This window comes from Salinarimonas rosea DSM 21201, assembly GCF_000429045.1.
In the GTDB taxonomy this organism is placed as follows: Bacteria; Pseudomonadota; Alphaproteobacteria; order Rhizobiales; family Beijerinckiaceae; genus Salinarimonas; species Salinarimonas rosea.
The window spans coordinates 162,237-187,625 of sequence record NZ_AUBC01000012.1 but is presented as its reverse complement, the minus strand read 5'-3'; the positions used below and the strand labels follow the sequence as shown (position 1 = coordinate 187,625).

The window sequence follows — 25,389 nt, the reverse complement described above, 5'->3', positions numbered from 1 at the left end:
TCAGTTCGCGGCGCCGAGCGGGCCGGCGGCGACGAGGGCGGAATAGACGGCGAGGCGCTGGCGCAGCGCGCCGGGCGTCTGCGGATCGACGGCGACGCGGTCGAACCACTCGCCGGCGGCATCGTAGTCGCCACGCCGGAGCGCGGCGAGGCCGAGCTGCTCGCGGGCGGTATGGCGGAAGGCGCCCTCCCCCGCGGCCAGGCTCTGCAGGACGGGCAGCGCGGCATCGGGCGCGGAATCGACCTGGAGCAGCGCGGCGCGCAAGCGGGCGAGGTCGCGCAGGACGCCGGGCGCGGCCGCGTCGGACGCGATCGCCTCGTAGGCCGCGACGCCCGCGGCGGTATCCGTCTGTGCGGCGAGCGCCGCGAGGCGCAGCCGGGCGAGCACGCCCGCGGCGCCGGGCGCATCCTCGGCGAGGCCGGAGAGCAGCGCGCGCGCCTCGTCGCCGCGGCCCTGCTCGACCAGGCTCGACGCCTCGTACAGCGCGAGCGAGGCCTGCTCCGCGCGCTGGCGCTCGCGCGCCTCCCACCACGTGTATCCGGCGACGCCCACGACGACGACCACGAGCACGCCCACGACGAGCGGCCCGAAGCGCTTCCACAGCGCCGCCATTTGCGCGCGGCGATATTCCTCGTCGACCTCGCGGGTGAACTGATCCATGAACCTCGAACGGCGCGCCCGGGCGCGCCTCCTCGCATGACGGTTTGAGCCGATGCGCCTACCATACGCCGTCCGGCGTGGCGAGCGTTTCGTGACCGCGCCCGGGCGGTCGCCGCGGGCCGTGCGCACCGCCCGTCCTCGCGTTGACTTTCGAGGCCCCATCCTTCATAAGCCGCCCGACTGGAGCGGCGCTCCGCGCGAGCGGCGCCGGCTCACCTGTGCATCACGAAAAGCCGCGGGCGTCGCGCGAGGGTCTCTCGGACCCCTTCCGCGTGGCATCCAGGACGAGCCCGCGAGAAGCGACCGGAGACGAGGCCGTGAAGAGGACGTATCAACCCAGCAAGCTCGTGCGCAAGCGCCGCCACGGTTTCCGTGCGCGCATGGCGACCGTCGGCGGCCGCAAGGTCATCGCCAATCGTCGCGCCAAGGGGCGCAAGCGCCTCTCCGCCTGAGCGGACGAGGGCGGTGGGGGGCGAACGGGCGATGCGCGGGACGAACGACGCGCCGCGTGCCGGTCGCCTGACGAAACGACGGGAGTTCGTCGCGGCGGCCTCGGGCCGCCGTTTCCATTCCGAGCGCATGACGGTGCAGGGCCTCTTGCGCGAGGACGACGCCTCGCTGCGTGTCGGCTTCACGGTGACGAAGAAGGTCGGCAACGCCGTCGAGCGCAACCGCATCAAGCGGCGCCTGCGTCACGCGACCCGCGATGCGCTCGCGGCGCGAGGGGCCCCGGAGGCCCTCGACCATGCGCGGCACGACGTCGCGGCGGACCCGGCCGCCGGCGCGCCGCGCCCGCCCGATCCGCTTCCCCCGGCGGACGTCGTCGTGATCGCCCGGCGCCCGGCGCTCGTGGCGCCGTATTCCTCCCTCATTGACGATTTCGCGCGCGCCCTCCACGTGGTGACCAAGCCCGGCGGCGCGCGGCCCGACCGCGGGGGTGCCCCGCGCGGGCGCCGCCGCGGCAGCGGCACGAGCCGGCGCGACGCGCCTCCCCCCGGCAATCCCGAAGCGACCCCGTAGAGCTCATGCGCGACGAAGACTCCCGCAACCTGATCCTGGCGATCGTCCTCTCGGTGATCGTGTTCGTCGCCTGGACGTACTTCTACGCGGCGCCGCAGGCGCAGCGCGAGGCCGAGCTCGCGGCTCAGCAGCAGGCGGCGCAGGCCGTCGACCCGGCCCAGCCGAACCTGCCGCTGCCCTCGGACGGCGGCATCGCGCCGGGCGCGCCGATGCAGACGCTCGTGCCGGGGGCGAACCTGCCCGCGACCCGCGAGGCCGCCCTCGCGGCCGCCCCGCGCCTGCCGATCTCGACTCCCTCGAAGGAGGGCTCGATCAACCTGCGCGGCGCGCGCATCGACGACCTCATCCTCAAGGACTATTTCGAGACGCCGGAGCCGGGCTCGGACCCGATCGTGCTGCTGTCGCCCTCGAACAGCGCCACCCCGTACTACGCCGAGTTCGGCTGGATCGGCGGCGGCGAGGTGCCCGGCGGCGTGCCCGATTCGCAGACCGTCTGGCAGGCGGACGCGCAGGCGCTCACCCCGCAGAGCCCGGTCACGCTCTCCTGGACCAACGAGGCGGGCATCGTCTTTGAGCGCGAGATCTCGGTGGACGAGGACGCGCTCTTCACGATCGAGGACCGCGCGCTCAACCAGTCCGGCGAGCCGATCACGCTGTATCCCTACGGCCTCGTGTCGCGCCACGGCATGCCCGACGTGCTCGGCTACTTCGTCATCCACGAGGGCTTCATTGGCGTCCTGGGCGACGAGGGCCTGCAGGAATGGGGCTACGACGACGTCGTCGAGGCCGACCCGCTGCGCACCTCGGTCACCGGCGAGGCCTGGCGCGACGTGACCGGCGGCTGGGTCGGCATCACCGACAAGTACTGGGCCACCGCCATCGTCCCCGACCAGGAGACGAGCTTCACCGGTCGCTACACGGCGGAGAGCGCCGGCGGCGCGCCGATCTTCCAGGCCGACGCGCTCGGCGCGGCGCGGACCCTCGCCCCCGGCGAGACCGCGACCTCGACCAAGCGCCTCTTCGCGGGCGCCAAGGAGGTCGACGTCGTCGACGGCTACGGCGAGGCCTACGGCATCCGGCAGTTCGACCTGTTGATCGACTGGGGGTGGTTCTACTTCATCACCAAGCCGATGTTCTACGCGCTCGACTTCTTCTTCGGCGTGTTCGGCAACTTCGGCGTCGCGATCCTGATCGTCACCGTCATCCTGAAGATCTTCTTTCTGCCGCTCGCCAACAAGTCCTACGCCTCCATGGCGAAGATGAAGGCCGTGCAGCCTGAGATGGTGGCCATCCGCGAGCGCTACGGCGACGACCGGATGAAGCAGCAGCAGGAGCTGATGGACCTCTACAAGCGGGAGAAGATCAACCCGGTCGCCGGCTGCTGGCCGGTGCTGATCCAGATCCCGGTCTTCTTCGCGCTCTACAAGGTGCTGTTCGTCACGATCGAGATGCGCCACGCGCCGTTCTTCGGCTGGGTGCAGGACCTCGCCGCGCCGGACCCGACCTCGATCTTCAACCTGTTCGGGCTGCTGCCCTACGACACGCCGGCGCTCTTGACGGTCGGCGTCTGGCCGCTCGTCATGGGCGCGACGATGTTCGTCCAGATGAAGATGAACCCGGAGCCGCCGGACCCGGTGCAGAAGGCGGTGTTCACCTGGATGCCGGTGATCTTCACCTTCATGCTGGCCTCCTTCCCGGCCGGCCTGGTGATCTACTGGGCCTGGAACAACTTCCTCTCGGTGCTGCAGCAGGGCTTCATCATGCGCCGGCACGGCGTGAAGATCGAGCTGTGGGACAACCTCAAGAAGATGCTCGGCGGCGGGCGGGCCGCCGCCAAGGGCGGCTGAGCGGCGCACGGCCGCGAAAATCGAGACCCGACGAGAGGGCGGTCCCGCGGGGCCGCCCTCTCGCGTTCCGGCGGCGCTGCGCCGAGCGTCGCCGCGTTGCGCCATGCGGTCGGCGGGCCTATGCTGACGAAGGCGACGCAGTCCGGCGAGGCGGAGGAGCAGTTTGAGCGACGAGGCGATGGACAGAACGGGTTTGCACGTCGATCCGGCCCTGCTCGAGCGGGCGCGCGCGCACGATGTCGACCTCGTCCGCGCTGCGGAAGACGGCTTGAGGCGCGCCCTGCGCAGCGTGCAGGCGGATCGTTGGCGCGAGGAGAACGCGGAGGCGATCCGGGCGGCGAACGCTTGGGTGGACGAGCACGGCCTTCCGCTCGAGCGCTACCGCATGTTCTGATGGCGCGTCTCGACGTCTTTCCCAATCCGGGCGGCGTCGGATATCTGCTCGACGTGCAGGCCGACCTGCTCGAGGAGCTCAACACCCGGGTCGTGGTGCCTCTGCTCCCGAAAAACGTCGCGCCCAAGCCGATCGGACGCCTCAACCCGGTCTTCACGATCGGGGTGACCGAGTACGTCATGGCGACGCAGCTGCTGGCGGCCATACCGAGACGAGCCCTGGGGACCGCGGTCACGAACCTCGGGCCCCATCACAGCCGGATCGTCGAGGCGCTGGATATGCTCATCACCGGAGTCTGATGCGCGTTCGCGTGCAGGGCGGCGAGTCGCGCGATCACCGCTGCCAATCTCCCGGCCCTACTCCGCCGGTATCGGCGCCGCCGCCGGCCGCGACAGCACCGTCTCGCGCCCGGCGTCGGGGTGGCGCGGCACCAGGAAGGCCAGCGCCAGCGAGCCGCAGGCGATCGCCGCGCCGATGAGGAAGACGGCAGACGGGTCGCTCATCCAGATCACGCCGAAGGTCACCGGCATCGCGACGGCGGCGATGTGGTTGATGGTGAAGGCGACCGACGCCGTGGGCGCGATGTCGGCGGGGTCGCCGATCTTCTGGAAGTAGGTCTTCTGCGCGATCGTCAGCGTGAAGAACACCCCGTCGAGCACGAACAGCGCGCCGGCCACCAGCGCCGAGCCGGTGAAGGCGTAGCCGAGGAAGACGACGACGAGCACCATGTTCTCGGCGAGGATCGTCGCGCGCTCGCCGAACCGGCCGATGGCGCGCCCGAGCAGCGGCGCGGCGACGACGTTGACGGCACAGGTGAGGAAGAGGAGCTGCGCCAGCGTGCTCACCTCGTAGCCGAAGCGCTCGACGAGCAGGAAGGCGCCGAACGCCATGAAGATCTGCCGCCGCGCTCCCGACAGGAAGGTGAGCGCGTAGTAGAGCCAGTAGCGCCTGCGCAGCACGATGCCGCGGTTCTGCCTCGTCTCGCCCTGGAAGCGCCGGAAGCCCGCCATCGCCAGGAGTCCGAGCCCGATCGTCGCCCCGCCGGCGACGAGGTACATGACCTCGTAGGACGGCTGCATGACCAGGAAGGCGCCGGCAATGCCGCCGTAGGCGACGAGCTGCGCCGCCGCAGCGGCCCCGTAGATCTTGCCGATCCCGCGCGGGGCTTCCTTCTTCGTCAGGAGCTGCAGCGAAAGCGCCTGGTTCGCCGTCTCGAAATAGTGGAAGCCCACCGACATGATCGTCGTCGTCAGGATCAGCCCCCAGAACGAGGGCAGGTACCCGGTCAGCGCGACGCCGACGCCGAGCATCAGGATCGAGAGATAGGCGAGCGTCTGCTCGCGCATGATCATGAACAGGAAGGCGGCGGTGAAGGCCAGGAAGCCGGGGATCTCGCGCACCGACTGGAGCACGCCGATCTGGAAGCCGTCGAATCCCGCCGCGTCCTTGGCGAAGTTGTTGAGCAGCGCCTGCCAGCTCGCGAAGCCGAGCCAGTTCACGAAGGCGAGCGTCATCAGGAAGACGATCGGCGAGGCGGCGGCGGCGCGGAGCCGGGAGGGTGCTGGGGACGGCAACGGACGGGCTCCGGACGGGCAATCTCGCACGAGACGCCAACACGCGCGCCCCGTCAAATGGCGCGCACGCCCGCACGCGTCTGCGCAGAGGCGCCTCGCGACGCGATCCCGGCCTTGCGATCGATCAACGTGAACGGGTCGCGCGCCGCCTACGTTTCTCCTCGAAGCCACGCGCGAGGCGCGGGCACCCGCGAGGAGGTCCCCCATGTACAAGACGATCCTGGTTCCCGTCGATCTCGCCGAGCCCGCGGCCTCCGAGGGCGCGCTCGCCACCGCCGCCCGCCTCGCGGATGCCGGCGACGGCACGATCCGGCTGATCTACGTCCGCCCGCTGATGCCGGTGACCTACATGGAATACGTGCCGGCCTCGTTCGAGCAGGACCAGCAGCGCGAGGCCGAGGAGAAGCTCGGCGACATCGCCGCGTCGGTGCCGCTGCCCAAGGAGCGCGTCTCGGCCGTGGTGCGGCTCGGCTCGATCTACCACGAGGTCCTGGCGGAGGCGGAGGATGCGGGCGCCGACCTCGTCGTGGTCGGCTCGCACCGCCCGACGATGGCGACCTACCTGCTCGGCTCGAACGCGACGACCATCGTGCGCCACGCGACATCGTCCGTGCTCGTGGTGCGCTGACGGCGGGCGGGATCACGGCCGCGGGGCGAGACTCTCGGGCGGGTCGTCCGGGGAAAAGTCCCGCGGCTTGTTGAGGCGCACCATCGGCTCGAGCTGCCAGACGCCGAGCAGTGCCACCGCGACCGCGACGAGCGCGATCGCGGTCTCGCCGATGCGGTAGATCTCCAGCGCGAAGACCGCGAGCGCGCCGACGATCAGCAGCGAGACCACCGCGAGGACGATCCAGATCGGCCACGGGCGTCCCGCGACGAAGCGGGCCTCGGGCGCGGCCTTGGCCGTGCGGCGCAAGAGCTCGCGCAGGAAGCGGCCGTAGGCCGCGTCCTGCCGGCGGGCATCGAACATGGCGCGGTAGGTCACCGACGAGAGCGCGACCGAGCGCCCGTCGTCGAGCTTGAGCTTCGCCTCGCGCCGCCCCGGCGCGAAGGAGGCCGGGGCGTAGGTGAGGCGCACCTCCCGCACCCGCTCGAGCGGCAGCCGGTCGACGCGGCCCATCCGCTCCACCTCCAGCGCCTTGCCCTTGAGGCGGAACGTGATCGGGAAGCCGACCGGCCGGGGCGTCTGCTCGTAGGCGAACGCCTCGCGGGCGGTCTCCGCCGGGGGCTCTGGAAAGGGTGCGGGGGCGTCGCGCGTCATGCCGGTTCCATGGACGCGCGCCCGAGGAATGGCAAGCGGGGAAACGCGAGCGGCGCGCTCACCCCGGCGGCGGCGCGAGCCCCGCCACCGCGAGCGCGTCGCGCTGGCGCGCGGCGAGCGCCTCGAGATCGAAGCGGGCGATCTCCTCCTCGAAGAGCCGGTGGTAGTTCAGCTCGGAGCGCAGATGCAGGTACACCGCGCCGAGGCCGATCGCGGCGCGGTCCATGAACACGAACTCCCGCGGCACCGTCACCGGCCCCTTCTCCTTGAGCGCCTTGTGCACCTCGAAGGCCTCGCGCCGGCCGTAGGCGCCGGGCGAGACGCCGTCCGCGATGGTGCGGGTGCGGTCCTCCAGCAGCGGGCCGTAGATGAAGCGCGCCCAGATGTTGAGGATGTCGATCAGCTCGTCGTTGAGCCGCTTGAAGCCCCACGTCTCGTAGGCGTGGACCATGCGGGCGCGGTCGTTCTCCTGCAGGCCTCGGTAGAGGTCGACGACGCCGCCGACGAACTTCGGCGGGAAGATGCGCACGCAGCCATAGTCGAGCAGGTTGATGCCCCGGGCCTCGCCGTCCTCCTCCCAGACGGAGTAGTTGCCGAGGTGGGGGTCGCCGTGGATCATCGCCGCCGACGAGAAGGGGTGCCACCACGCCTTGAACATCGCGATGGCGAGGCGGTTGCGCACCTCGACCGGCTCCTCCTTGTAGCCGAGGATCTTGTTGCCCTGGAGCCAGCCGAGCGTGAGGAGCCGCTTTGTCGAGAGATCGTCGAGGATGTCGGGCACGCGCACCTCGGGCACCGTCGCGAGCGTGTGGGCGTAGATGCGCGCGTGCTTGGCCTCGCGGACATAGTCGAGCTCCTCGCGCACCCGCTCGGCGATCTCCTTCTTGATCTCGCTCGTGTCGATCGCCGGGTCCATGCGCCGGTGCAGCGCGAAGGCGAAGTCGAGCTGGCGCAGGTCCGCCTCCACCGCGGACTGCATGTCCGGGTACTGCAGCTTGCAGGCGACGTCGCGCCCGTCGAGCGTGGTCGCCTTGTGGACCTGGCCGAGCGAGGCGGCGGCGGCGGGCTTCAGGTCGAACTCGCCGAATCGCGCGCGCCAGCCCTGGCCGAGCTCGGCCTGCATGCGCCGCTTGACGAAGGCCGCGCCCATCGGCGGCGCCTCGGCCTGCAGCTTCTGGAGCTCGGCGGCGTATTCCGGCGGGACGACGTCGGGGATGGTGGCCAAGAGCTGCGCCACCTTCATGATCGGGCCCTTCAGCCCGCCCAGCGCCTGGGCCAGCGCGGCGGCGCTCTGCGCGTCCTCGCGCCCGAACATCCGCGCCCCGGCCATGCGCGCGGCGACGCCGCCCATGTTGGCGCCCACCCGCGCATAGCGGACGGCGCGGGCGGAGAAGCGGTTGGCTTCCGCGTCGCGGCCCTCGCCGCGCGTATCCTTGCGATCGCTCATCGGGCGCTGCGTGTCCTTGCCGTCGTCCATCGCCCTTTAGGTAAGGCGCGCCCGCCCGCCCGCCAGCTCCGCCGGGAGAGGTCTATGGCCGCAGGGGAGCACGACGGCCGAAGGCCGGAGAGGGTGGAGAGGGTGGAGAGAGTGGAGAGAGTGGAGAGGGCGGCGGGCCGGCACGCCCGGCTCTCGGACGGCCCCACCGCCCGCGCTTCACGCGGACTCCTCCCCTGCGGGGAGGACACGCCCGTCAGCCCTCCTCCATCGCTTCCAGCTCCCCGATCAGCCGCTCGATCATCGACAAGCCGATGCGCCAGAACTCGGGCGTGGTGGCGTCGAGACCGAAGGGGGCGAGGAGCTGGGAATAGTGCTTGGTGCCGCCGGCGGCGAGGAGCTCGAAATAGCGCTCGACGAAGCCGTCCGCGGCGTTCTCGTAGACGCCGTAGAGCGAGTTCACCAGGCAGTCGCCGAAGGCGTAGGCGTAGACGTAGAAGGGCGAATGGACGAAGTGGGGGATGTAGGCCCAGTAGGTCTCGTAGCCCTCCGAGAGCCGGATCGCCGGCCCGAGCGAATCCGCCTGCACCGACATCCAGGCGGCGTTGAGGTCCTCCGTCGTCAGCTCGCCCTCGCGCCGGGCGAGGTGGACCTTGCGCTCGAACTCGTAGAAGGCGATCTGGCGCACGACCGTGTTGATCATGTCCTCGACCTTGGCCGCGAGCATGGCGCGGCGCTCGGCGGGCTTCGTCGTCTGGTCGAGGAGACGCCGGAAGGTCAGCATCTCGCCGAACACGCTCGCGGTCTCCGCCAGCGTCAGCGGCGTCTGCGCCATCAGCGCGCCCTGCGGCGCGGCGAGCACCTGGTGGACGCCGTGGCCGAGCTCGTGGGCGAGCGTCATCACGTCGCGCGGCTTGCCCTGGTAGTTCAGCAGCACGTAGGGATGCGCCGAGGGCACGGTCGGGTGCGCGAAGGCGCCCGGCGCCTTGCCCGGCCGCGTCGGCGCGTCGATCCAGCCCTCGTCGAAGAAGCGCCGCGCGATGTCCGCCATCTTCGGCGAGAAGCCGGCATAGGCGTCGAGCACCGTGGCGCGCGCGTCCTCCCAGCGGATGGTGCGCTGCTCGACCTTCGGGAGCGGCGCGTTGCGGTCCCAGAACTCCAGCGCCGGCTTGCCGAACCACCTGGCCTTCAGCGCATAATAGCGGTGCGACAGCCGCGGATAGCCCTCGCGCACGGCGGCGACGAGGGCCTCCACCGTCTCCCGCTCGACGCGGTTGGCGAGGTGGCGCGAATCCGCCACGTCCGCGAAGCCGCGCCAGCGGTCGGAGATCTCCTTGTCCTTGGCCAGCGTGTTGGTGATCAGCGTGAAGGTGCGCAGGTTCTCGCGGAAGGTCTCGGAGAGCGCGGCGGCCGCATCGCGGCGCAGGGTCTCGTCGCGGTCCTGCAGCTTGTTGAGCGTGGGCTCGATCGGCAGGTCCTCGCCGCGCACGCGAAAGCGCAGGGAGGCGATGGTCTCGTCGAACAGCCGGTTCCAGGCGCCGCGGCCGGTCACCGCCTTCTCGTGGAACAGCTCCTCGATCCGGTCCTCGAGCTGGAACGGCTTGTCCTTGCGCAGGTCCTCCAGCCAGGGCCGGTAGCGCGAGAGCGGCTCCTCGGCGACCAGCGCGTCGATGCGCGCGTCGTCGAGCCGGTTGAGCTCGAGCGGGAAGAACAGGAGCTGCGAGGTGGCCGAGGTGAGCCGCTCCTGCGTGTCGCCGTAGAACTTCGCGCGCTTCGGATCGGTGGTATCGCCGGCGTAGACGAGGCCCGCATAGGACATCAGCCGGCCGAGCAGGTCCTCCAGGCGGTCGTAGCGGGCAATCGCCTCGTAGAGCGCCCGCGCCGCCCCATCCCCCGCCGCGATCTCGGCGAGCCTGCCGCGATAGGCCTGCGCGAAGGCGGCGCACTCGTCCTTCGCCGCCGCCATGTCGCGGGCGAGCTCGGGCGCGTCCATGGCCGGGTAGAGGTGGCCGAGGTCCCATTCGGGCAGCGTGCCGAAATCGGCGTTCGCGGCGCCCTTCGCGGTGACGCCGGTCCCGGCGGCGGCCTTCGGGGCGCGGGGAAGCGTGCGGACGGGCGAGCGGTCGATCGTCATGCGGGAGCGGTCCTCGTCGGGAAGCGGTGGCGATACGTGCGTCGCCATATTGGCCGCTCGACGCGCGGGCGCAACCGTCGCCGTCGCATCGGGTGCCGCCGCCATCCACAACCATGCGCCGCCGCGTCAACACCCCCTTAACCCCTTCCCCCCACTCTGCCCCGAAACGACACATCCCCTCGAGCCCGGTGCCCCCGAATGACCTCGACGATCCTGATCGTGGACGACGACCCCGTACAGCGGCGCCTGCTGGAGGCGATGGTGCGTCGATTCGGCCACGAGGTGCGCGTCGCCGAGAGCGGAGCGCAGGCGCTTGAGACGCTGCGGGCGGAGCCGGGCATCGGCGCCGTCGTGCTCGACCTCGTCATGCCCGATCTCGACGGCATGGGGCTCTTGGCCGCCATGCGCGAGGCGGGCATCGACACGCCGGTGGTGGTGCAGACCGCCCACGGCTCGATCGAGACCGTGGTGCAGGCCATGCGTGCGGGGGCGATCGACTTCGTGGTCAAGCCCGTGGGCGCCGAGCGGCTGCAGGTGTCGCTCACCAATGCGCTCAGGGTCGACCAGCTCGAGGACGAGATCCGGCGCATGAAGCGACGCGCCGAGGGCACGCTCACCTTCAAGGACCTGGCCTCGCGCTCGCCCGACATGGTGCGCGTCATCCGCCTCGCCGAGCGGGCGGCGAAGTCGACCATCCCCGTGCTGATCGAGGGCGAATCGGGGGTCGGCAAGGAGGTGCTCGCCCGCGCGATCCAGGGCTCCGGCGACCGGCGCGGCAAGCCGTTCGTCACCGTGAACTGCGGCGCGATTCCCGAGAGCCTGGTCGAATCGACCCTGTTCGGCCACGAGAAGGGCTCGTTCACCGGCGCCACCGAGCGGCACCTCGGCAAGTTCGTCGAGGCGAGCGGGGGCACGCTGTTCCTCGACGAGATCGGCGAGCTCCCCCTCGATGCGCAGGTGAAGCTCCTGCGCGCCATCCAGGAGGGCGAGGTCGACCCGGTGGGCGGCAAGCGCTCGGTGCGGGTCGACATCCGGCTCGTCTCGGCCACGAACAAGAGCCTGCTCGACCTCGTCAAGCAGGGCAAGTTCCGCGAGGACCTGTACTACCGCCTCAACGTCTTCCCGATGACGCTGCCCCCCCTGCGGGCGCGCCGGGAGGACATCCCCGACCTCGTGCGCTCCTTCGTGGCGCGGGTGGCGGCCGAGGAGGGCAAGCGCGTGCGCGGCGTCGCGCCCGCCGCGATGGAGCTCCTCGTGCGCTACGACTGGCCGGGGAACGTGCGCCAGCTCGAGAACGCGATCTTCCGCGCGGTGGTGCTGTGCGACGGCGACCAGCTCACGGTGGACGAGTTCCCGCAGATCGCCGCGCAGGTCGCCGGCTACGACGTGCGCATCCCGCCCGCCCCGGTCTTCGCCGAGACTGGGACCGCGCAGGCGCCGGTGCGCGAGGTCGTGCACGTCGAGGTGAAGGACCCGAGCGCGCTGCCCCTCCTCGACGAGGACGGGCACGCGCGCACGCTCGAGGAGCTCGAGCTGGAGATCATCCGCTTCGCCCTGCGGCACTATCGCGGGCACATGTCGGAGGTCTCGCGCCGGCTCGGAATCGGGCGCTCGACACTCTACCGCAAGCTCAAGGATTTCGGGCTCGAGGACGAGGCCGCCGCCTGAGCGGCGCCGCCGTTCGAGGGCTTGCGGCGCGGCTGCAACAGCGCACGGGAAAACGTGTGCCGCCACCGCGCGGCAATTGATAACAAACGTCAAGGTTGGCAGGCTCGCCCGCATGATCGCGTTCGCCTCGATTCCCGCTCGCCGTCGCGCCGCGCCCGCCCTGGCGCTCGCCGCGCTCCTCGTCGCCGCGCCGGGGCTCGCGGTGCCGAGTCTCGCGGTGCCGGATCTCGCGGTGCCCGCACTCGCGCAGGCGGACGGCGCACCGGCACGGCTCGCGCCCCGGATCGCGGCCCTCGGCACGCCCGATCTTTCGGCGCCCGATCTCGCCGCGCCCGATCTCGCCGCACCCGTCGACCTTCCGGCGCCGCCGCCTCCCGCCGCGCCCTCGCCGCTCGACGCGATGCCGGAATACCCGCCGCGCACGGGCTCCATCCCGCAGATCGCGCTGCCGCCGACGATCGGCGCCGAGGCGCTCGTGGGGCCGATGCTCGCCGGGCGGCTCGCGGCGGTCGGCGTCGATCTCGGGCTCGAGCACGGCGAGGCGGACGTCGCGGGCCTGCGCGCCTTCTACGACGCCCGCGGCTTCGCGCCCGCCTGGATCGTGCCGTCGCGCGAGGGGGGCCTCTCCTGGACGCCCGCCGCGCGCGCGCTGATGGGCGTCCTCGCCGCGGCGGCCGACGAAGGGCTCGACCCCGCCGCCTATCCCGCGCCGGCCCTGCCGGCCGGCCCGGGTCTCGATCCCGCCGGCGCGGCCGACGCCGAGATCGCGCTCTCCGCCAGGCTCGTGCGCTACGCGCAGGACGCGCGCGGCGGGCGCCTGGAGCCCACGCGCCTGCACCCGCTGATCACGCCGACCCTCGACATCCCGAGCGCGCAGGCCGTCCTCACCGGGCTCGCCGACGCCGCCGACCCCGCCGCCGCGCTCGCCGCGCACAACCCGCCACACGAGGGCTATCGCCGCCTGCGCACGGCGCTCGCGGCGCTGCGCGCCGCCGCCGAGCCGGCCGAACCGATGGTGCGCGTCCCGCCGGGCCCCACCCTCCGCGTCGGCGCGCGGGACGCGCGCGTGCCGCTCCTGCGCGCCCGCTTCGGCATGGACGCACCGGCCGAGACGGACGAGCGCGTCTACGACGTGGCGCTGGCCGAGGCGGTCGAGGGGTTCCAGCGCGAGAACGGGCTCGTCGTCGACGGCGTCGTCGGCAACCAGACGATCGCGGCGCTCGCCTCCGCCGATCCCGCCCGGCGCGAGGGCGATCTCCTCGCCAACATGGAACGTTGGCGCTGGCTCCCGCGCGAGCTCGGCGCAGGCAAGGCGATCTTCGTCAACGTCCCGGCCTACCGGATGGAGGTGCGCGACGGGGGCGCCGTGGTGCACGAGGCGCGCGTCATCGTCGGCAAGCCCGGGCAGGAGACGCCGATCTTCTCCGACGAGATGGAGTACGTCGTCGTCTCTCCGTCCTGGACGATCCCGCCGTCGATCATGCGCAACGAGATCCTGCCGGGCCTGCGGGCGGACCCGGGCTACGCGGCCGCGCGCGGCTACGAGGTGATCCGCAACGGCAACCAGATCACCGTGCGCCAGCCGCCGGGGCCGCGCAACGCGCTCGGGCAGATCAAGTTCATGTTCCCCAATGGGCACCACGTCTACCTGCACGACACGCCGAGCCGCGGGCTGTTCGACACGATCCGCCGCGCCTACTCGCACGGCTGCGTGCGCGTGGAGGACCCGTTCGCGCTCGCCGACCTGCTGCTGGCCGAGCAGGGCTGGCCTGCCGAGCGGCTGCGGGCGCTGATCGGCTCGCGCGAGCGCTACGTGCACCTCGACGAGCCCGTGCCGGTGCACCTCGCCTACTTCACGCTCGAGGCCGACGCGGACGGCCGCATCGTCCCGCACGAGGACATCTACGGCTTCGACGGCAGGACGCGGGAGGCGCTGGGCCTGGATCCGTGACACGAAAGCCACGGGGGTGGCGAAAACGCGGCGCGGGCCGGGCGCGTCTCCCGGCGGCCGCATCGTCGCCGCAATCCGCTCCCAATCCGGCATCCCGGGCCGGACGAAGTGGCGACTCGGGCGCCGCGCCGGTCGCGTATCCCGGCGGGGCTTGGTTCACGACCCCTTAACGGTTTGCCTCGAAACATCCGGAAGCACCCGAACGCGCACCCTCGCCAGCAGCCGGATCCCGACATGCCGCGGTCCCTTCAACCGCCGAATGAGAGAGACGAGACGCTCTTGACCGTTCAGCGCCCCTCCCGGATCCGTCGCGGCCTGTCTCGCGGGCTCGCCTGCCTGGCGGTGACCCTCGGCCTCCTCGTCGCCGGCACCTCCGGGACCCAGGACGCCATCGCCAACGGCGACACCCGCACCCTCTCCGTCAAGCAGATGCACACGCGTGAGCAGGTCACGGTCACCTTCCGGCGCAACGGGCGCTACGACCGCGAGGCGCTGAGCCAGCTCGACTGGATCATGCGCGACTGGCGGCGCGACCAGAAGCGCGACATGGACCCGCGGCTCTACGATGCGCTCTGGGAGGTGCATCGCCAGTCCGGCTCGCGCCAGCCGCTGCACGTGGTCTCCGCCTACCGTTCGCCGCAGACGAACGAGATGCTGCGCTCGCGCTCCCGCGGCGTGGCGCGCACGAGCCAGCACATCGAAGGTCGCGCCACCGACTTCTACCTGCCGGACGTGCCCGCGGCCCGCCTGCGCACCCTCGGCATGCGGCTGCAGCGTGGCGGCGTCGGCTTCTACCCGCGGGCGAACACGCCGTTCGTCCACATCGACGTCGGCTCCGTGCGGCACTGGCCGCGGATGACGCGCTCGCAGCTCGCGCAGATTTTCCCGGACGGCCGCACCGTGCACCTGCCGTCGGACGGGCGCCCGCTGGCGGGCTACGACGACGCCCGCCGCCAGATCCTCGCCGCCGGCGGTATCGTCCAGGGCGAGCAGGGCACCGCGGTCGCCGGCGCCGGCGGCACGCGCCGAAGCCTGTGGGCGGCGCTGTTCGGCGACGACGAGGGCGAGGCGAGCGGCGACGAGGCCTACGCCGCGCTGCCGACCGCCGTCTCGGAGATCGACCAGCGCTACGCGCTGATGCACGCCCAGCCCGCCGCCGCACCCCAGCCGCGCGCGCCGGAGCCGGAGCCCGCGCCGACCCGCGTCGCGTCGGCCTCACCGAATCTGCCGGTTGCGTCCGTACCCGTCCCTTCGGCGCCGGTCCCCTCGGCGCTCGTCCCCTCGGCGCCCGTCCCCTCGGCTCCCGTGCCGATCGCGCCGATCCTCACCACGGCGCCGCGCGTGCTGCCGCCGGCGCGGCCGGCGCTGCCCGCCCTCGCCCCCGTCGCCCCCGAGGAGCGCACGCGGATCGCCGCGCTCGCGGAGGAGGCCGCCCGCACCGACGCCGCGCCGACGTTCGCCACCGCCGCGAGCCCCACCGTGCTGGCCGCGATCCCGGCGCCCCGCCCCGCCGCCTTCGGCGGTGCCGGCACCGTGGCCGCCACGCCGTCCGCCGCCCCGTCGGCCCCTTCGGCACCCGCGGATGCAGGGCCGCGCCTCGTCTGGCAGACGGGGCCGCAGGGCGTGCCTGCGGCGGGCGCCGCCCCGGCGACCGAGGCCGTCCAGGTCGCCCTCGCGCCCGTCCCGCCCCCGCGCTTCGATCGGCAGGCGCCGAGCGCCGCGCCGGCCGCACCCGCGTCCCCGCCCGTCGTGGCGAGCGCCTTCGCGCCGATCCCGCCGCTGCGCGGCGGTGCCGACGCCTTCGCCGCGGTCGCCGCGCCGCCCGCGACGCCGGCCGCGCCGACCACGACCGCGAGCGCCGCACGGGCGGCGTCTCCGGCGGCGTCTCCGGCGGCTGACGGGGTCGCCTCGCTGCCGGAACGCGAGCGCAGCGCGCTCCGCACGCTGTTCGCCGGCCACAGCCTCGCACCTGCGGCCTCCGCGGGCGCGCCGGTGCGCGTCGCCTCGGCGCGCGTCTCCGGCGCCGCGCCGTCCGGCCTCGTCGCCGTCCCGGCGGCGGGCGTGGCGCAGGGCTTCCGGCCCGGCCGCCCGTCGGTCACGACCGGGGGTTTCGCAGGTCCCGCCGTCCGGCAGATCGCCTCGGTCCGCTGATGCGAATTCGTCGGGTCGCGACGATCCTGTAAGCGGAGATTCACGTCTATCGGCTCTTCTCTACGGTGAACCGTGAGGAGGGTCGGTACATGTCGATTCGTTCCCTGGGCCTGGCCGTCTGCCTCGCCGTTTCCGCCCTGCTCACGCTGGCGCTCGGCCTCGTGCTCCACCTCAACCTGCGCGCCATCGACGATGCGCGGCAGATCGAGGAGGTCGCCGCCGTCAAGGCGCAGCTCGGGGCGGTGAGCACCGCGCTGTCGACGGAGCGCGGGCTGGCCCAGATCGCGCTCACCCTGCACACGCCGATCGACGAGACGCTGGCCGGCGACATCGCCGCCGTCCGTCCGCGGGTCGACGCAGCGCTCGCCGCGCTGCGCGAGACGGTGGCCGGCCTCGAAAGGCTCCCCGCCCGCGCCGACCTCGCCCGCGAGATCGACGCCGTGCCCGCCCGGCTCGCGGCCCTGCGCGAGGCGCTCGACACCGAGGCGGGCCTCACCGCCTTCCGGCGCTCGAACGCCGCGCAGACGGTCGTCCCCGCCCTCGACGCCATGACCCGCGACGTCTTCGACATCGGCGCGCTGGCCGAGCCGACGGGCGCGCGCATCCCCTCCGTCGTCGCCCACGGCCTGACCCTCCAACGGCTCGGCTGGGAGATGCGCGAATACGCCGACCGCGATCGCACGGTTCTCCTGATCGGCGCGATGGCCCGCTGGCCCCTCGACGCGGTGACCGTGCAGGGAACGCAGATGCAGTTCGACCGGGCCGCGCAGACCGCAGCCGCGGTGGCGCGGCTCGCGCTCCATCCCGAGACCACCCCCGCCCAGCGCGCCGCCGCCGAGGAGGTGGCGAGCGGCCTCCTGGGTGCCTATGGCGCGCTGCGCGCGCAGATGCTGGTCGAGGCGACGAGCGGCGCCTTCCCGCTCTCGGCGGAGGACTTCGTCACCCGCTCGGATGCCCTGCTCGCGCCGGCGAAGGCGCTCTCCGACGCCGGCGCGGAGGGCGCCGTCGCGGCGGCGCGTGCGCTCGCCGCCGAGGCCCGTCTCCACGCGATCCTCGCCGGCGTCGGCCTCGGCGTCGGGCTCGTCGCGCTCGCCACGCTGATGTGGTTCATGCTGCTGCGCGTCTCGGGCCGGCTCGTCGCCATCAGCGACCTGCTCCAGCGCCTCGCCGCGGGCGACCTCGCGGTCGATGCGCGGCGCTTCGCCGGTCGCGACGAGATCGGGGGCCTCGCGTCCGCGCTCGAGGTGTTCCGGACGAACGCGCAGGAGATGGAGCGCCTGCGCGCGGCGCAGGAGGCGGACCGCGTGGCCGCCGAGGCCGCGCGCCGGCGCACGCTCGAGGAAATCGCCGCGACGCTGGAAGAAACGGTCGACGCCGCCGCGGCGAGCCTCGTCGCGGCCGCGCAGGAGGCCGAGACGGCGAGCGGCGCGCTGGCGGCCTCGGTCACCGTCACCGCCGAGCGCTCGGGCTCGGCCGCCCGGCAGACCGGCGAGAGCCGCGGCGTCATGGCCGGGGTCGCCGCTGCGACGGAGGAGCTCACCGCCTCCCTCGGCGAGGTGACCTCCCGGGTGCGCCGCGCGGCGACGGTTTCGACGGAGGCCGCCCGCTCCGCCGAGCGGACCGGCGCCACCGTGGCCGAGCTCACCGCCGCCGCCGGGCGCATCGAGGGCGTGCTGCGCCTCATCGCCGAGATTGCCGAGCAGACGAACCTGCTGGCGCTGAACGCCACCATCGAGGCCGCCCGCGCCGGTGAGGCGGGGCGCGGCTTCGCCGTCGTCGCCGCCGAGGTGAAGACACTCGCGGGCCAGACCGCGCGCGCGACCGAGGAGATCTCCGCGCAGATCGCGGCCATGCAGGAGACGACCGGGCGCGCCGTCGCCGCCGTCGACGATATCGGCGGCGTCGTGCGCGAGATCGACACGATCTCGGCGGCGATCGCCGGCGCGGTCGACCAGCAGGCGGGCGCCACGTCCGAGATCGCCGAGCGCATCGCCGCCGCCGCCGCGCGCACCGACGGCGTGGCACGGGACGTCTCCGATCTCTCCCGCGCCGCCGAGGAGGCCGGCGGGGCGGCCCACGCCGCGCGCGAAGCGGCGGCGACGATGCGCGCCCAGGCCGACGGCCTCGCCGGGCGCGTCGCCGATTTCGTCGGGCGGCTGCGCGCCGCCTGATCCTCACGCGGTCGTGAAGCGTCCGCGAGGCGGGCGCAGGCCACTCTCCAAGGGCTTATCAGTGCAGAGCTTTCCGTGCGAGCGGCGGGGTCGCCCCGCCGCTCGCACGCGTTCGCGCCTCCGATTCCCGCCTCGAGCCGAAACCGGACGGCGGCGGCGCCCGAACATCCCCGGCGACGAGTGCACTGCACGCTCGTCGCGGGGGATCCTCGAATCTGCACAAACACGGATCTGTGAGCAGGCTGTGAGGAAGCTAGGCGGCTGGAACGAAATGAAGGCGGAATCGAGGCGAACGCGCCAATGCTTTTTCTTCGTAGAGTTTTATCGCCCCTCACAGCTCTTCGCCTGCACGCTGTTCGCATCGGCGCGCCCCTTCGTTACTTGCATGGACGCAAGCTCATGCGTGCGAGCGGGGCCGTAGCAATTCGCACCGTCGCACCGAAATCCAGGGCATCGGACGGGATGCTGCACCGCACCCGCTCCCCGAACGACACGAAAGGAAACACGATCATGAAGACGCTCCGTACCCTCACCGTCGCCGCCTTCGCCGTCGCCCTCGCCGGCCCGGCCTTCGCCGCCGCCACCGACGTCACCGTCTACGACGCGCCGCAGCAGATGGACGGCTTCTTCCAGTTCCAGCGCGGCGTGGCGCCGGACGTGAACGCGACCGGCTCCCTCGCCGCCCCGGCGCATGTCGACGTCTCCGGCGAGACGCCCTTCTGGGCGACCCGTGAGGCCCTCCGCCTGCAGGCCGAGGACAACGGCTGAGCCACGGCCGCCGAGCCGCGGCACTCCCGGCCGCGCTACGCCCCCGGGGCGGGGCGGCCTCGCGCCGCCCCTCCCCGGACGCCATCCCCCACAGTTCTGCGTACCCGACAAGAGAGACACAGATGAAGACGCTCCGCACCCTGACCGTCGCCGCCATCGCCGTCGCCCTCGCCGGCCCGGCCTTCGCCGTCTCCTCCGAGATCACCGTCTACGACGCCCCTCAGCAGACGGACCGCTTCGTCCAGACCCAGCGCGGCGTGACGCCGGACGTGAACGCCACCGGCTCGCTCGCCGCCCCGGCGCATGTCGGCGTCTCCGGCGAGATGCCGTTCTGGGCGCCCCGCGAGGCGATCCGCCGGCAGGCCGAGGACAACGGCTGAGCCACTGCGGCCGAGCCGCGGCACTCCCGGCCGCGGCACTCCCCAGGGGCGGCATCGCGCCGCCCCTCCCCGGACGATGTCCCCCCGATGTCCCAGACCCGAAAAGAGAGACACAGATGAAGACGCTCCGCACCCTCACCGTCGCCGCACTCGCCGTCGCCCTCGCCGGCCCGGCCTTCGCCGCCGCCACCGAGGTCACCGTCTACGACGCCCCGCAGCAGACGGACGGCTTCTTCCAGTTCCAGCGCGGCGTCGCGCCGGACGTGAACGCCACCGGCTCCCTCGCCGCCCCGGCGCATGTCGGCGTCTCCGGCGAGACGCCCTTCTGGGCGGGCCGCGAGGCGATCCGCCGGCAGGCCGAGGACAACGGCTGAGCGGCACCCCGCTCGCCGAAGCACGCGAACGACGACGCCCGCCGGACCGACCGTCCGGCGGGCGTCGCGCGTTCACGATGGCGTCAGGGCTCGAACGCCCGGCGCGCTGCGTCGTCCGCGGCGCGCTGGGCGACCAGCGCCCAGACGGTGGCGATCGGCCATCCGAGGATCGTCGCCTGCAGGAGCAGCGCGCCACAGGCGGCGAGATAGCGCTCGAGCATCGCGAGCGCGGCGAACGGCAGGACGAGGGCGAGCACGAAGGCGGCCATGGCGGGGCTCCCGGGGCGAGCGGCGACATGCGGCCCGGAGCCTATCAGAGCCGCCGGGTGCCGGAATCGGGAGGAGCCCCGATGCGCGCGGCTCAGCGCGCCACGCGTTCGCTGCCGACGTAGGTCCCCAGCACCGTGCGCCCCTCGTCGCCGAACGAGACGACCTCGTAGCGCTCCGGCGCGTAGCCGGGGGCCTCCATCCCGGGCGAGCCCATCGGCATGCCCGCCACCGCGATCCCGTCGACGTCCGGCCGCTGCGCGAGCAGCGCCTCGATGGCGGAGACCGGCACGTGGCCCTCGACGACATAGCCGTCGATCTCCGCCGTGTGGCAGGAGACGAGGTCGTCCGGCACGCCGAGCGCGGCCTTGACCTGCGCCATCAGCGAGGTCGGGCGCTCCTCGACGACGAAGCCGGCCGCCTCCATCTGCTCCGCCCAAGTCGTGCAGCAGCCGCACAGCGGATCCTTGTGAACGATCATCGTCCGCTCCGCCGGCGCGGCGGCGGCCGGTCCCGCGGCGAGGGGGACGAGAAGGACCAGCGCGGCGCCGAGGGTACGAGCCTTCGTCATGTCGATCGTCTCCGATGGGTCGCAGGCGGGCCTGCGCGCTCGCGCGACATGCCCCGAAGGTAGATCCGCAGCCGGCTCGGCACAAGCTCGCGGACGACGGGGAGGCTCCCGGGACGAGCACTCTCCCGGGACGCGGATTTTCCCTGGACTGAGGACTCTCCCGGCCGGGCGCGGACCCTCGCGGACGCGCGCGAGCGCCCGCGCCGCGAATGCCACCACCTTCGGCAACGGCCTTCGGAACGAAATCGGGCATACGACCATTCGTCATGGGCAACGAAGCCGGAGGAGCAGATGCCTGAGGAGCCGATGCCGGACCGATCGGGGCGCGGGGGATCGAGGCACATGGCCATGGGCGCGCTCGCGGCCATCGTCGGGCTGTTCGTCCTCGCCGGGATCGTCGGGCTCTCGATCGTCTACGGCGGCCTCTACAACGTCGCCGCAACGGAGGAGCATGCGTCCTTCACGCGCTGGACCTTCGACACCACCTTCCGCAATTCCGTCGAGAACCGCGCCGAGGATATCCTCGCGCCGGAGGCCGTCGCGCCGGCCCTCGTCGCCCGCGGGGCCGAGACCTACAAGTCGTCCTGCCAGCTCTGCCACGGCGGCCCGGGCGTCGACCCCGAGGAATGGGCGAGCGGCATGCGCCCGCGTCCGCCGCACCTCGCCGAGGCCGCGGCCGAGTGGGAGATCGAGGAGATCTACTGGCTCGCCTCGAACGGCGTGAAGATGTCCGGCATGCCCGCCTTCGGCCCGAGCCACGACGAGGAGACGCTCTGGGGCGTCGCCGCCTTCGTGAAGGGGCTCCCCGGGCTCACCCCCGAGGACTACGCGCAATCCGCCATCGAGCCGGACGCTGTGCCTTCGGGCGTGCCGGGCGCCGGCAGCGCGAGGGAGTAACAACGAGATGTCCTACTGGCGTTTCGCCGCGATGATCGCGACCTCCACCGTCGTGATGTATGGCCTGATGTATCTCAACACCTACGCCTGGGAGCAGGTCTTCTGGTCGGAGACGCGATTCTGGATGGCGCTGATCATGGGAGCGACCATGGCCGTGATCATGCTGTCCTACATGATGAAGATGTACTCGAGCCGCATCACCAACCTGGCGATCTTCGGCTCGGCGATCGCGGTGTTCGCGCTCTCGCTGTGGCTCGTGCGCAGCCAGGCCACCGTGGACGACCAGGATTTCATGCGTGCGATGATCCCGCACCATTCGATCGCGATCCTCACCGCCTCGCGGGCGCAGATCTCGGACCCCCGCGTGCGCAAGCTCGCCGACGAGATCATCGAGGCGCAGGAACGCGAGATCGCCGAGATGCACTACCTGATCGAGGACCTGGAGGAGCGCGACTGATGGCCCGGCGCACCTCCCGCACCCCGCGCCTGCTCGCGGTCGCCGGGGCGACCCTCGCCCTCGCCGCCTGCGCCGACGCGGTCGCGCCCGACGACGTCGTCGATCCCGCCCGCGGCGACACCGTCGCGCGCATCGTCCCCGCCGAGGAGGCGCTGGAGGGCGTTCACCTGCCGCCCCTCGACCCGGCGACCATGGTGCCGGCGGAAATCGAGGCCGCGATCGAGGCGCCGAGCATCTGCGTCTTCCGCTACACCAGCACGGGCCGTCCCATCCTCGCCACCGGCTTCGGGCCCGACGCGCGACCGATCCAGGGCGTCGTCAAGCTCGCCGGGAAGCTCGTGATGCTCGACGCGAGCGCCGGCACGGACGGCGCGCAGTACGATCTCTCGGCCGGCGACATCCGCATCACCGTCTCGCCGCTGGCGGGCGAGGATCGCGTCGCGGAGCTGACCTTCGCCGTCGGCGAGACGCTGCAGGCGGGCTATCGCGGCTATCACGACTGCGCCGGCTGAGCCGCCCGCGCGCGAGAGCCTCGTCTCACCGGCGGGATCCGGTCGGCGAATCCCGGTGATGCCCTCCGACATGGAGACCGTGCCGTCCTACCGTGCCCACTGGTCGAGGAGCAGCGCCGCGCCCGCCGGCCGACCGGCCGGCGATCCGGCTCGACCACCGGACTAGCAGGTCGGCCACTCCCGGCTGGCGAGGAACTCCCGCAGCAGCGGGACCCGCCGCGGGCGGAAGCCGACGCCGGGCTCGGACAGGGTGCGGATGCGGTCGAGCCGGAACGACCGGAAATCCTCGCGCAACCGGCAGAAGGCCAAGAGGATCAGGGCGCGCTCGAAGAACACCACCGACAGCGGCCAGATCCGGCGGCTCGTCTCCGTGCCCGCATCGTCGACGTAGACGACGTCGAGCGCCTGCTCCTCCCACACGGCGCGCCGGACGATCTGCGGGTCGATGGCGACGGCCGGCTTGGAATGCACCCGCGCGACGCGCAGCGCGGCGTGGCGGGCCTGGTCGCGCAGGCTCTCGGGCAGCGTCGCGGTGATCTTCGCGAGGGCATCCCGGGCGGCACGGGCGAGGCTCGGGTCGCCCTCCGCCTGCACCGTGGAGAGGCCGAGGATCACCGCCTCCATCTCCAGGCGCCCGAGCATCTGCGGCGGCAGCACGATGTCCTCCTCCAGCGTGAAGCCGTAGCCCGCCTGCCCCTCGATCCGCGCGCCGAGCGCCCGCAGGGCCGCCATGTCCCGGTAGACCGAGCGCTCCGAGACGCCGGTGAGGTCCGCGAGCCGCGCCGCGGTGACGGGCGGCCGCTCGGTGCGCAGATGCTGGAGCAGCTGGAGCAGCCTGTCGCTGCGGGGCATCGATCGTCCTCCTGACGCGAACCGTCAGCATCCCGGGCGCAAGGATAGCCCGTCGATGAAACGAGGACATCCCATGCTGACCTTCTACCACGCCTCCAAGTCCCGCTCAGACCGCGTGCTGTGGCTGCTGCAGGAGCTCGACGCGCCCGTCGAGACGATCCGCACCGACATCCGCCGGCAGGACGGCAGCGGCGGCCGCGACCCGCGCAACCCACACCCCGAGGGCAAGGTGCCGGCGCTCGTGCACGACGGCGACCTCGTCACCGAGAGCGGCGCGATCCTGCTCTACCTCACCGATCTCTTCCCGGAGCGCGGCCTCGGCATCGGCGCCTCGGAACCGGGCCGGGGCGCCTACCTGACCTGGCTGTTCTGGTACGGCGGCGTGCTCGAGCCGGTGTACCTCCTGGAGATGATGGGCGTGTCGGACCACCCGATCGCCCACACCACCTTCCGCGACCGCGAGGCCGTCGCCGCGCGTCTCAGTGCGGCGCTGCGGACGGGCCCCTGGCTGATGGGCGAGCGCTTCACCGCGGCCGACATCCTGCTCTGCTCGCTCTACCTGTACCTACCGGATGCGGTCCCCGCGGACCCGGCGGTCCGCGACTGGATCGCCCGGTGCACGGCGCGGGACGCCTTCGCGCGTGCCCAGGCCCTCGACTGACGCCTCGCGTGATCGGCGCGCGGATTCGCGCTTGCGTCGAGGCGGGATCCGTGCACGATCCGTTCTCATGACGAAACGCTCCGGCAGCGCCGATCTCCCGCTCCACGGCGGCCGTGTTCCCCGCTGGCTCGGGGAGCGGATGACGGCGCTCGGCGCCGTGATGGCGGAAGCGATCGTGCTGGAATACGGGCGCGACGAGTTCCTGCGGCGCCTCGCGCATCCGTTCTGGTTCCAGAGCTTCGGCGCCGTGATCGGGATGGACTGGCACTCGTCGGGCGTGACGACGAGCGTGCTCGGTGCGCTCAAGCGCGGGCTCGGCCCGCGGGCGGGCGAGCTCGGCATCCACGTCTGCGGCGGGCGGGGCAAGCAGTCTCGCGCCACGCCGGCCGAGCTTCTCGCCGTGGGCGAGCGCACGGGGGTCGACGGCGCCGCCCTCGCCCGGGCGAGCCGGCTCGTCGCCAAGGTGGATTCCGCCGCGGTGCAGGACGGGTTCGCGCTGTATCTCCACGGCTTCGTCGTCACCGACGACGGCCGTTGGGCGGTGATCCAGCAGGGCATGAACGGGGACCGCAAGCAGGCGCGGCGCTACCATTGGCTGTCGGAGGGGCTCTCGAGCTTCGTCGACAGCCCGCACGCGGCGGTGGACGGGCCCGGCCAGGGCACGATCGTCAACCTGGCGGACCGCCGGGCGCAGGCGTCGCGTGCCCGCCAGCTCGATATCCTCGCAGAGATGGGGCCGGACGGGATCGTCGGCGAGATCGCGCGGCTCGACGCGGCGGCGGCGCGTGAGGCCGGGCGCACGCCGGCTCCCGCCGAGCCGCAACAGCCGCTCCTGCCGCATCTCGTGATGCCGGCGCACGAGGAGGTGCGCGCCGAGACCGTCGTCGCGCGGCGCCTGCACGGCGCGCTCGCGGCAGCGACCGAGCGCGGGCCGGTCGACTTCCCCGACCTCCTGCTGACGCCGGGCGTCGGCGCGCGCACCGTCCTCTCGCTCGCCATGGTCGCGGAGGTCGTGCACGGCACACCCTGCCGCTTCAGCGATCCCGCCCGCTTCTCGCTCGCCCACGGCGGCAAGGACCGCAACCCGTTTCCCGTCCCCACCGCCGTCTACGACCGCACCATCGCCGTGATGAAGGCCGCCGTGCGCAAGGCGCGCCTCGGCGAGGCGGACGAGCTCGCCGCCCTGCGCCGCCTCGACGCCCAGGCCCGCCGGCTCGAGGCTCATGCGACGGGGCCGTCGGTGGACGCGTTCATGGCGCAGGAGAAGGCGCGCTCGCACGAGTACGGCGGGCGCAGCGTGTTCGGGTGGGAGCCGGCACCGACGGGGCGCGGCGCGGTCGAGGGTTCGTGAACGCGACGGAGCATCGCCCGGCCGATGTCGCGC

Annotated in this window: 26 protein-coding genes; 18 read left to right on the top strand and 8 right to left on the bottom strand. The window is 72.8% G+C overall.

The window, feature by feature from the left end; genetic code table 11:
• Window positions 1-660 (bottom strand): tetratricopeptide repeat protein, encoded by a 660-nt coding sequence (locus G407_RS0110940; protein ID WP_029030829.1) that lies wholly within the window; start codon window positions 658-660, stop codon window positions 1-3.
• 317 nt (window positions 661-977) lie between these two features.
• Between G407_RS0110940 and rpmH the strand changes: the two genes are divergently transcribed.
• From rpmH to G407_RS0110915, 5 genes are all read left to right on the top strand, one after another.
• Window positions 978-1,112, top strand: coding sequence for a 50S ribosomal protein L34 (gene rpmH, locus G407_RS0110935; RefSeq protein ID WP_029030828.1), 135 nt, complete (start codon window positions 978-980; stop codon window positions 1,110-1,112).
• 31 nt (window positions 1,113-1,143) lie between these two features.
• Window positions 1,144-1,680, top strand: coding sequence for a ribonuclease P protein component (rnpA, locus tag G407_RS27105; protein ID WP_052341230.1), 537 nt, complete (start codon window positions 1,144-1,146; stop codon window positions 1,678-1,680).
• A gap of 5 nt (window positions 1,681-1,685) precedes the next feature.
• On the top strand, window positions 1,686-3,527 hold the full coding sequence (gene yidC / locus G407_RS0110925) for a membrane protein insertase YidC (protein ID WP_029030827.1): 1,842 nt from the start codon (window positions 1,686-1,688) through the stop codon (window positions 3,525-3,527).
• Between the two features lie 163 nt (window positions 3,528-3,690).
• Window positions 3,691-3,921 carry a type II toxin-antitoxin system CcdA family antitoxin gene (locus G407_RS0110920; RefSeq protein ID WP_029030826.1) on the top strand — a complete coding sequence of 77 codons (231 nt, stop codon included), beginning with the start codon at window positions 3,691-3,693 and terminating at the stop codon, window positions 3,919-3,921.
• On the top strand, window positions 3,921-4,220 hold the full coding sequence (locus G407_RS0110915) for a CcdB family protein (protein ID WP_029030825.1): 300 nt from the start codon (window positions 3,921-3,923) through the stop codon (window positions 4,218-4,220). Before G407_RS0110920 ends, G407_RS0110915 begins: the two co-directional genes overlap by 1 nt.
• Before the next feature lie 57 nt (window positions 4,221-4,277).
• Here the strand turns inward: G407_RS0110915 and G407_RS0110910 are convergent, their stop codons facing one another.
• Window positions 4,278-5,495: an MFS transporter gene (locus tag G407_RS0110910; protein WP_029030824.1), complete on the bottom strand. Its 1,218-nt coding sequence runs from the start codon at window positions 5,493-5,495 to the stop codon at window positions 4,278-4,280.
• Window positions 5,496-5,700: 205 nt separating this feature from the next.
• Here G407_RS0110910 and G407_RS0110905 point away from each other — a divergent pair, with 205 nt between their 5' ends.
• On the top strand, window positions 5,701-6,123 hold the full coding sequence (locus G407_RS0110905) for a universal stress protein (protein ID WP_029030823.1): 423 nt from the start codon (window positions 5,701-5,703) through the stop codon (window positions 6,121-6,123).
• Window positions 6,124-6,135: 12 nt separating this feature from the next.
• Here G407_RS0110905 and G407_RS0110900 read toward each other — a convergent pair whose 3' ends face one another.
• From G407_RS0110900 to G407_RS0110890, 3 genes are all read right to left on the bottom strand, one after another.
• On the bottom strand, window positions 6,136-6,756 hold the full coding sequence (locus G407_RS0110900) for a hypothetical protein (protein WP_029030822.1): 621 nt from the start codon (window positions 6,754-6,756) through the stop codon (window positions 6,136-6,138).
• Between the two features lie 58 nt (window positions 6,757-6,814).
• A complete protein-coding gene (locus tag G407_RS27100) occupies window positions 6,815-8,203 on the bottom strand; it encodes an ABC1 kinase family protein (RefSeq protein ID WP_052341239.1) in 1,389 nt (462 codons plus the stop codon).
• A 244-nt stretch (window positions 8,204-8,447) separates the two neighbouring features.
• Window positions 8,448-10,325 carry a M3 family oligoendopeptidase gene (locus tag G407_RS0110890; RefSeq protein WP_084327456.1) on the bottom strand — a complete coding sequence of 626 codons (1,878 nt, stop codon included), beginning with the start codon at window positions 10,323-10,325 and terminating at the stop codon, window positions 8,448-8,450.
• A 198-nt stretch (window positions 10,326-10,523) separates the two neighbouring features.
• On the opposite strand from G407_RS0110890, the gene G407_RS0110885 reads away from it, so the two are divergent.
• From G407_RS0110885 to G407_RS0110855, 7 genes are all read left to right on the top strand, one after another.
• Entirely contained in the window at window positions 10,524-11,993 is a 1,470-nt protein-coding gene (locus tag G407_RS0110885) for a sigma-54-dependent transcriptional regulator (protein WP_029030820.1), read from the top strand.
• Between the two features lie 112 nt (window positions 11,994-12,105).
• A complete protein-coding gene (locus G407_RS27095) occupies window positions 12,106-13,944 on the top strand; it encodes a L,D-transpeptidase family protein (RefSeq protein ID WP_052341229.1) in 1,839 nt (612 codons plus the stop codon).
• Window positions 13,945-14,223: 279 nt separating this feature from the next.
• Window positions 14,224-16,095, top strand: a complete 1,872-nt coding sequence (locus G407_RS32290) for a peptidoglycan L,D-endopeptidase MepK (protein ID WP_052341228.1) — start codon at window positions 14,224-14,226, stop codon at window positions 16,093-16,095.
• Window positions 16,096-16,184: 89 nt separating this feature from the next.
• Entirely contained in the window at window positions 16,185-18,266 is a 2,082-nt protein-coding gene (locus G407_RS30400) for a methyl-accepting chemotaxis protein (protein ID WP_052341227.1), read from the top strand.
• 510 nt (window positions 18,267-18,776) lie between these two features.
• Window positions 18,777-19,034: a hypothetical protein gene (locus G407_RS0110865; protein WP_156917550.1), complete on the top strand. Its 258-nt coding sequence runs from the start codon at window positions 18,777-18,779 to the stop codon at window positions 19,032-19,034.
• Between the two features lie 122 nt (window positions 19,035-19,156).
• On the top strand, window positions 19,157-19,414 hold the full coding sequence (locus G407_RS0110860; protein WP_029030818.1) for a hypothetical protein: 258 nt from the start codon (window positions 19,157-19,159) through the stop codon (window positions 19,412-19,414).
• 116 nt (window positions 19,415-19,530) lie between these two features.
• Entirely contained in the window at window positions 19,531-19,788 is a 258-nt protein-coding gene (locus G407_RS0110855; protein WP_029030817.1) for a hypothetical protein, read from the top strand.
• 83 nt (window positions 19,789-19,871) lie between these two features.
• On the opposite strand, the gene G407_RS0110850 is transcribed toward G407_RS0110855, so the two are convergent.
• On the bottom strand, window positions 19,872-20,057 hold the full coding sequence (locus G407_RS0110850; RefSeq protein WP_052341226.1) for a hypothetical protein: 186 nt from the start codon (window positions 20,055-20,057) through the stop codon (window positions 19,872-19,874).
• Window positions 20,058-20,149: 92 nt separating this feature from the next.
• The gene (locus G407_RS0110845) at window positions 20,150-20,626 is read right to left on the bottom strand and encodes a DUF411 domain-containing protein (RefSeq protein WP_029030816.1); all 477 of its coding nucleotides are present in this window, start codon (window positions 20,624-20,626) and stop codon (window positions 20,150-20,152) included.
• Between the two features lie 342 nt (window positions 20,627-20,968).
• On the opposite strand from G407_RS0110845, the gene G407_RS27080 reads away from it, so the two are divergent.
• Genes G407_RS27080 through G407_RS0110830 form a run of 3 tightly spaced genes read left to right on the top strand, consistent with a single transcriptional unit; the run spans window position 20,969 to window position 22,492 of the window.
• Window positions 20,969-21,523 (top strand): c-type cytochrome, encoded by a 555-nt coding sequence (locus G407_RS27080; RefSeq protein ID WP_210163104.1) that lies wholly within the window; start codon window positions 20,969-20,971, stop codon window positions 21,521-21,523.
• A gap of 7 nt (window positions 21,524-21,530) precedes the next feature.
• Window positions 21,531-21,980, top strand: a complete 450-nt coding sequence (locus tag G407_RS0110835; protein WP_043539491.1) for a DUF305 domain-containing protein — start codon at window positions 21,531-21,533, stop codon at window positions 21,978-21,980.
• Window positions 21,980-22,492, top strand: coding sequence for a hypothetical protein (locus G407_RS0110830; protein ID WP_029030814.1), 513 nt, complete (start codon window positions 21,980-21,982; stop codon window positions 22,490-22,492). Before G407_RS0110835 ends, G407_RS0110830 begins: the two co-directional genes overlap by 1 nt.
• A gap of 162 nt (window positions 22,493-22,654) precedes the next feature.
• Here the strand turns inward: G407_RS0110830 and G407_RS0110825 are convergent, their stop codons facing one another.
• Window positions 22,655-23,344, bottom strand: coding sequence for a helix-turn-helix transcriptional regulator (locus G407_RS0110825; RefSeq protein ID WP_029030813.1), 690 nt, complete (start codon window positions 23,342-23,344; stop codon window positions 22,655-22,657).
• Window positions 23,345-23,417: 73 nt separating this feature from the next.
• Between G407_RS0110825 and G407_RS0110820 the strand changes: the two genes are divergently transcribed.
• Both G407_RS0110820 and G407_RS0110815 read left to right on the top strand, forming a co-directional pair.
• A complete protein-coding gene (locus tag G407_RS0110820; protein ID WP_029030812.1) occupies window positions 23,418-24,005 on the top strand; it encodes a glutathione S-transferase family protein in 588 nt (195 codons plus the stop codon).
• 67 nt (window positions 24,006-24,072) lie between these two features.
• Window positions 24,073-25,356: a DUF763 domain-containing protein gene (locus G407_RS0110815; protein WP_029030811.1), complete on the top strand. Its 1,284-nt coding sequence runs from the start codon at window positions 24,073-24,075 to the stop codon at window positions 25,354-25,356.
• Window positions 25,357-25,389: the final 33 nt, after the last annotated feature.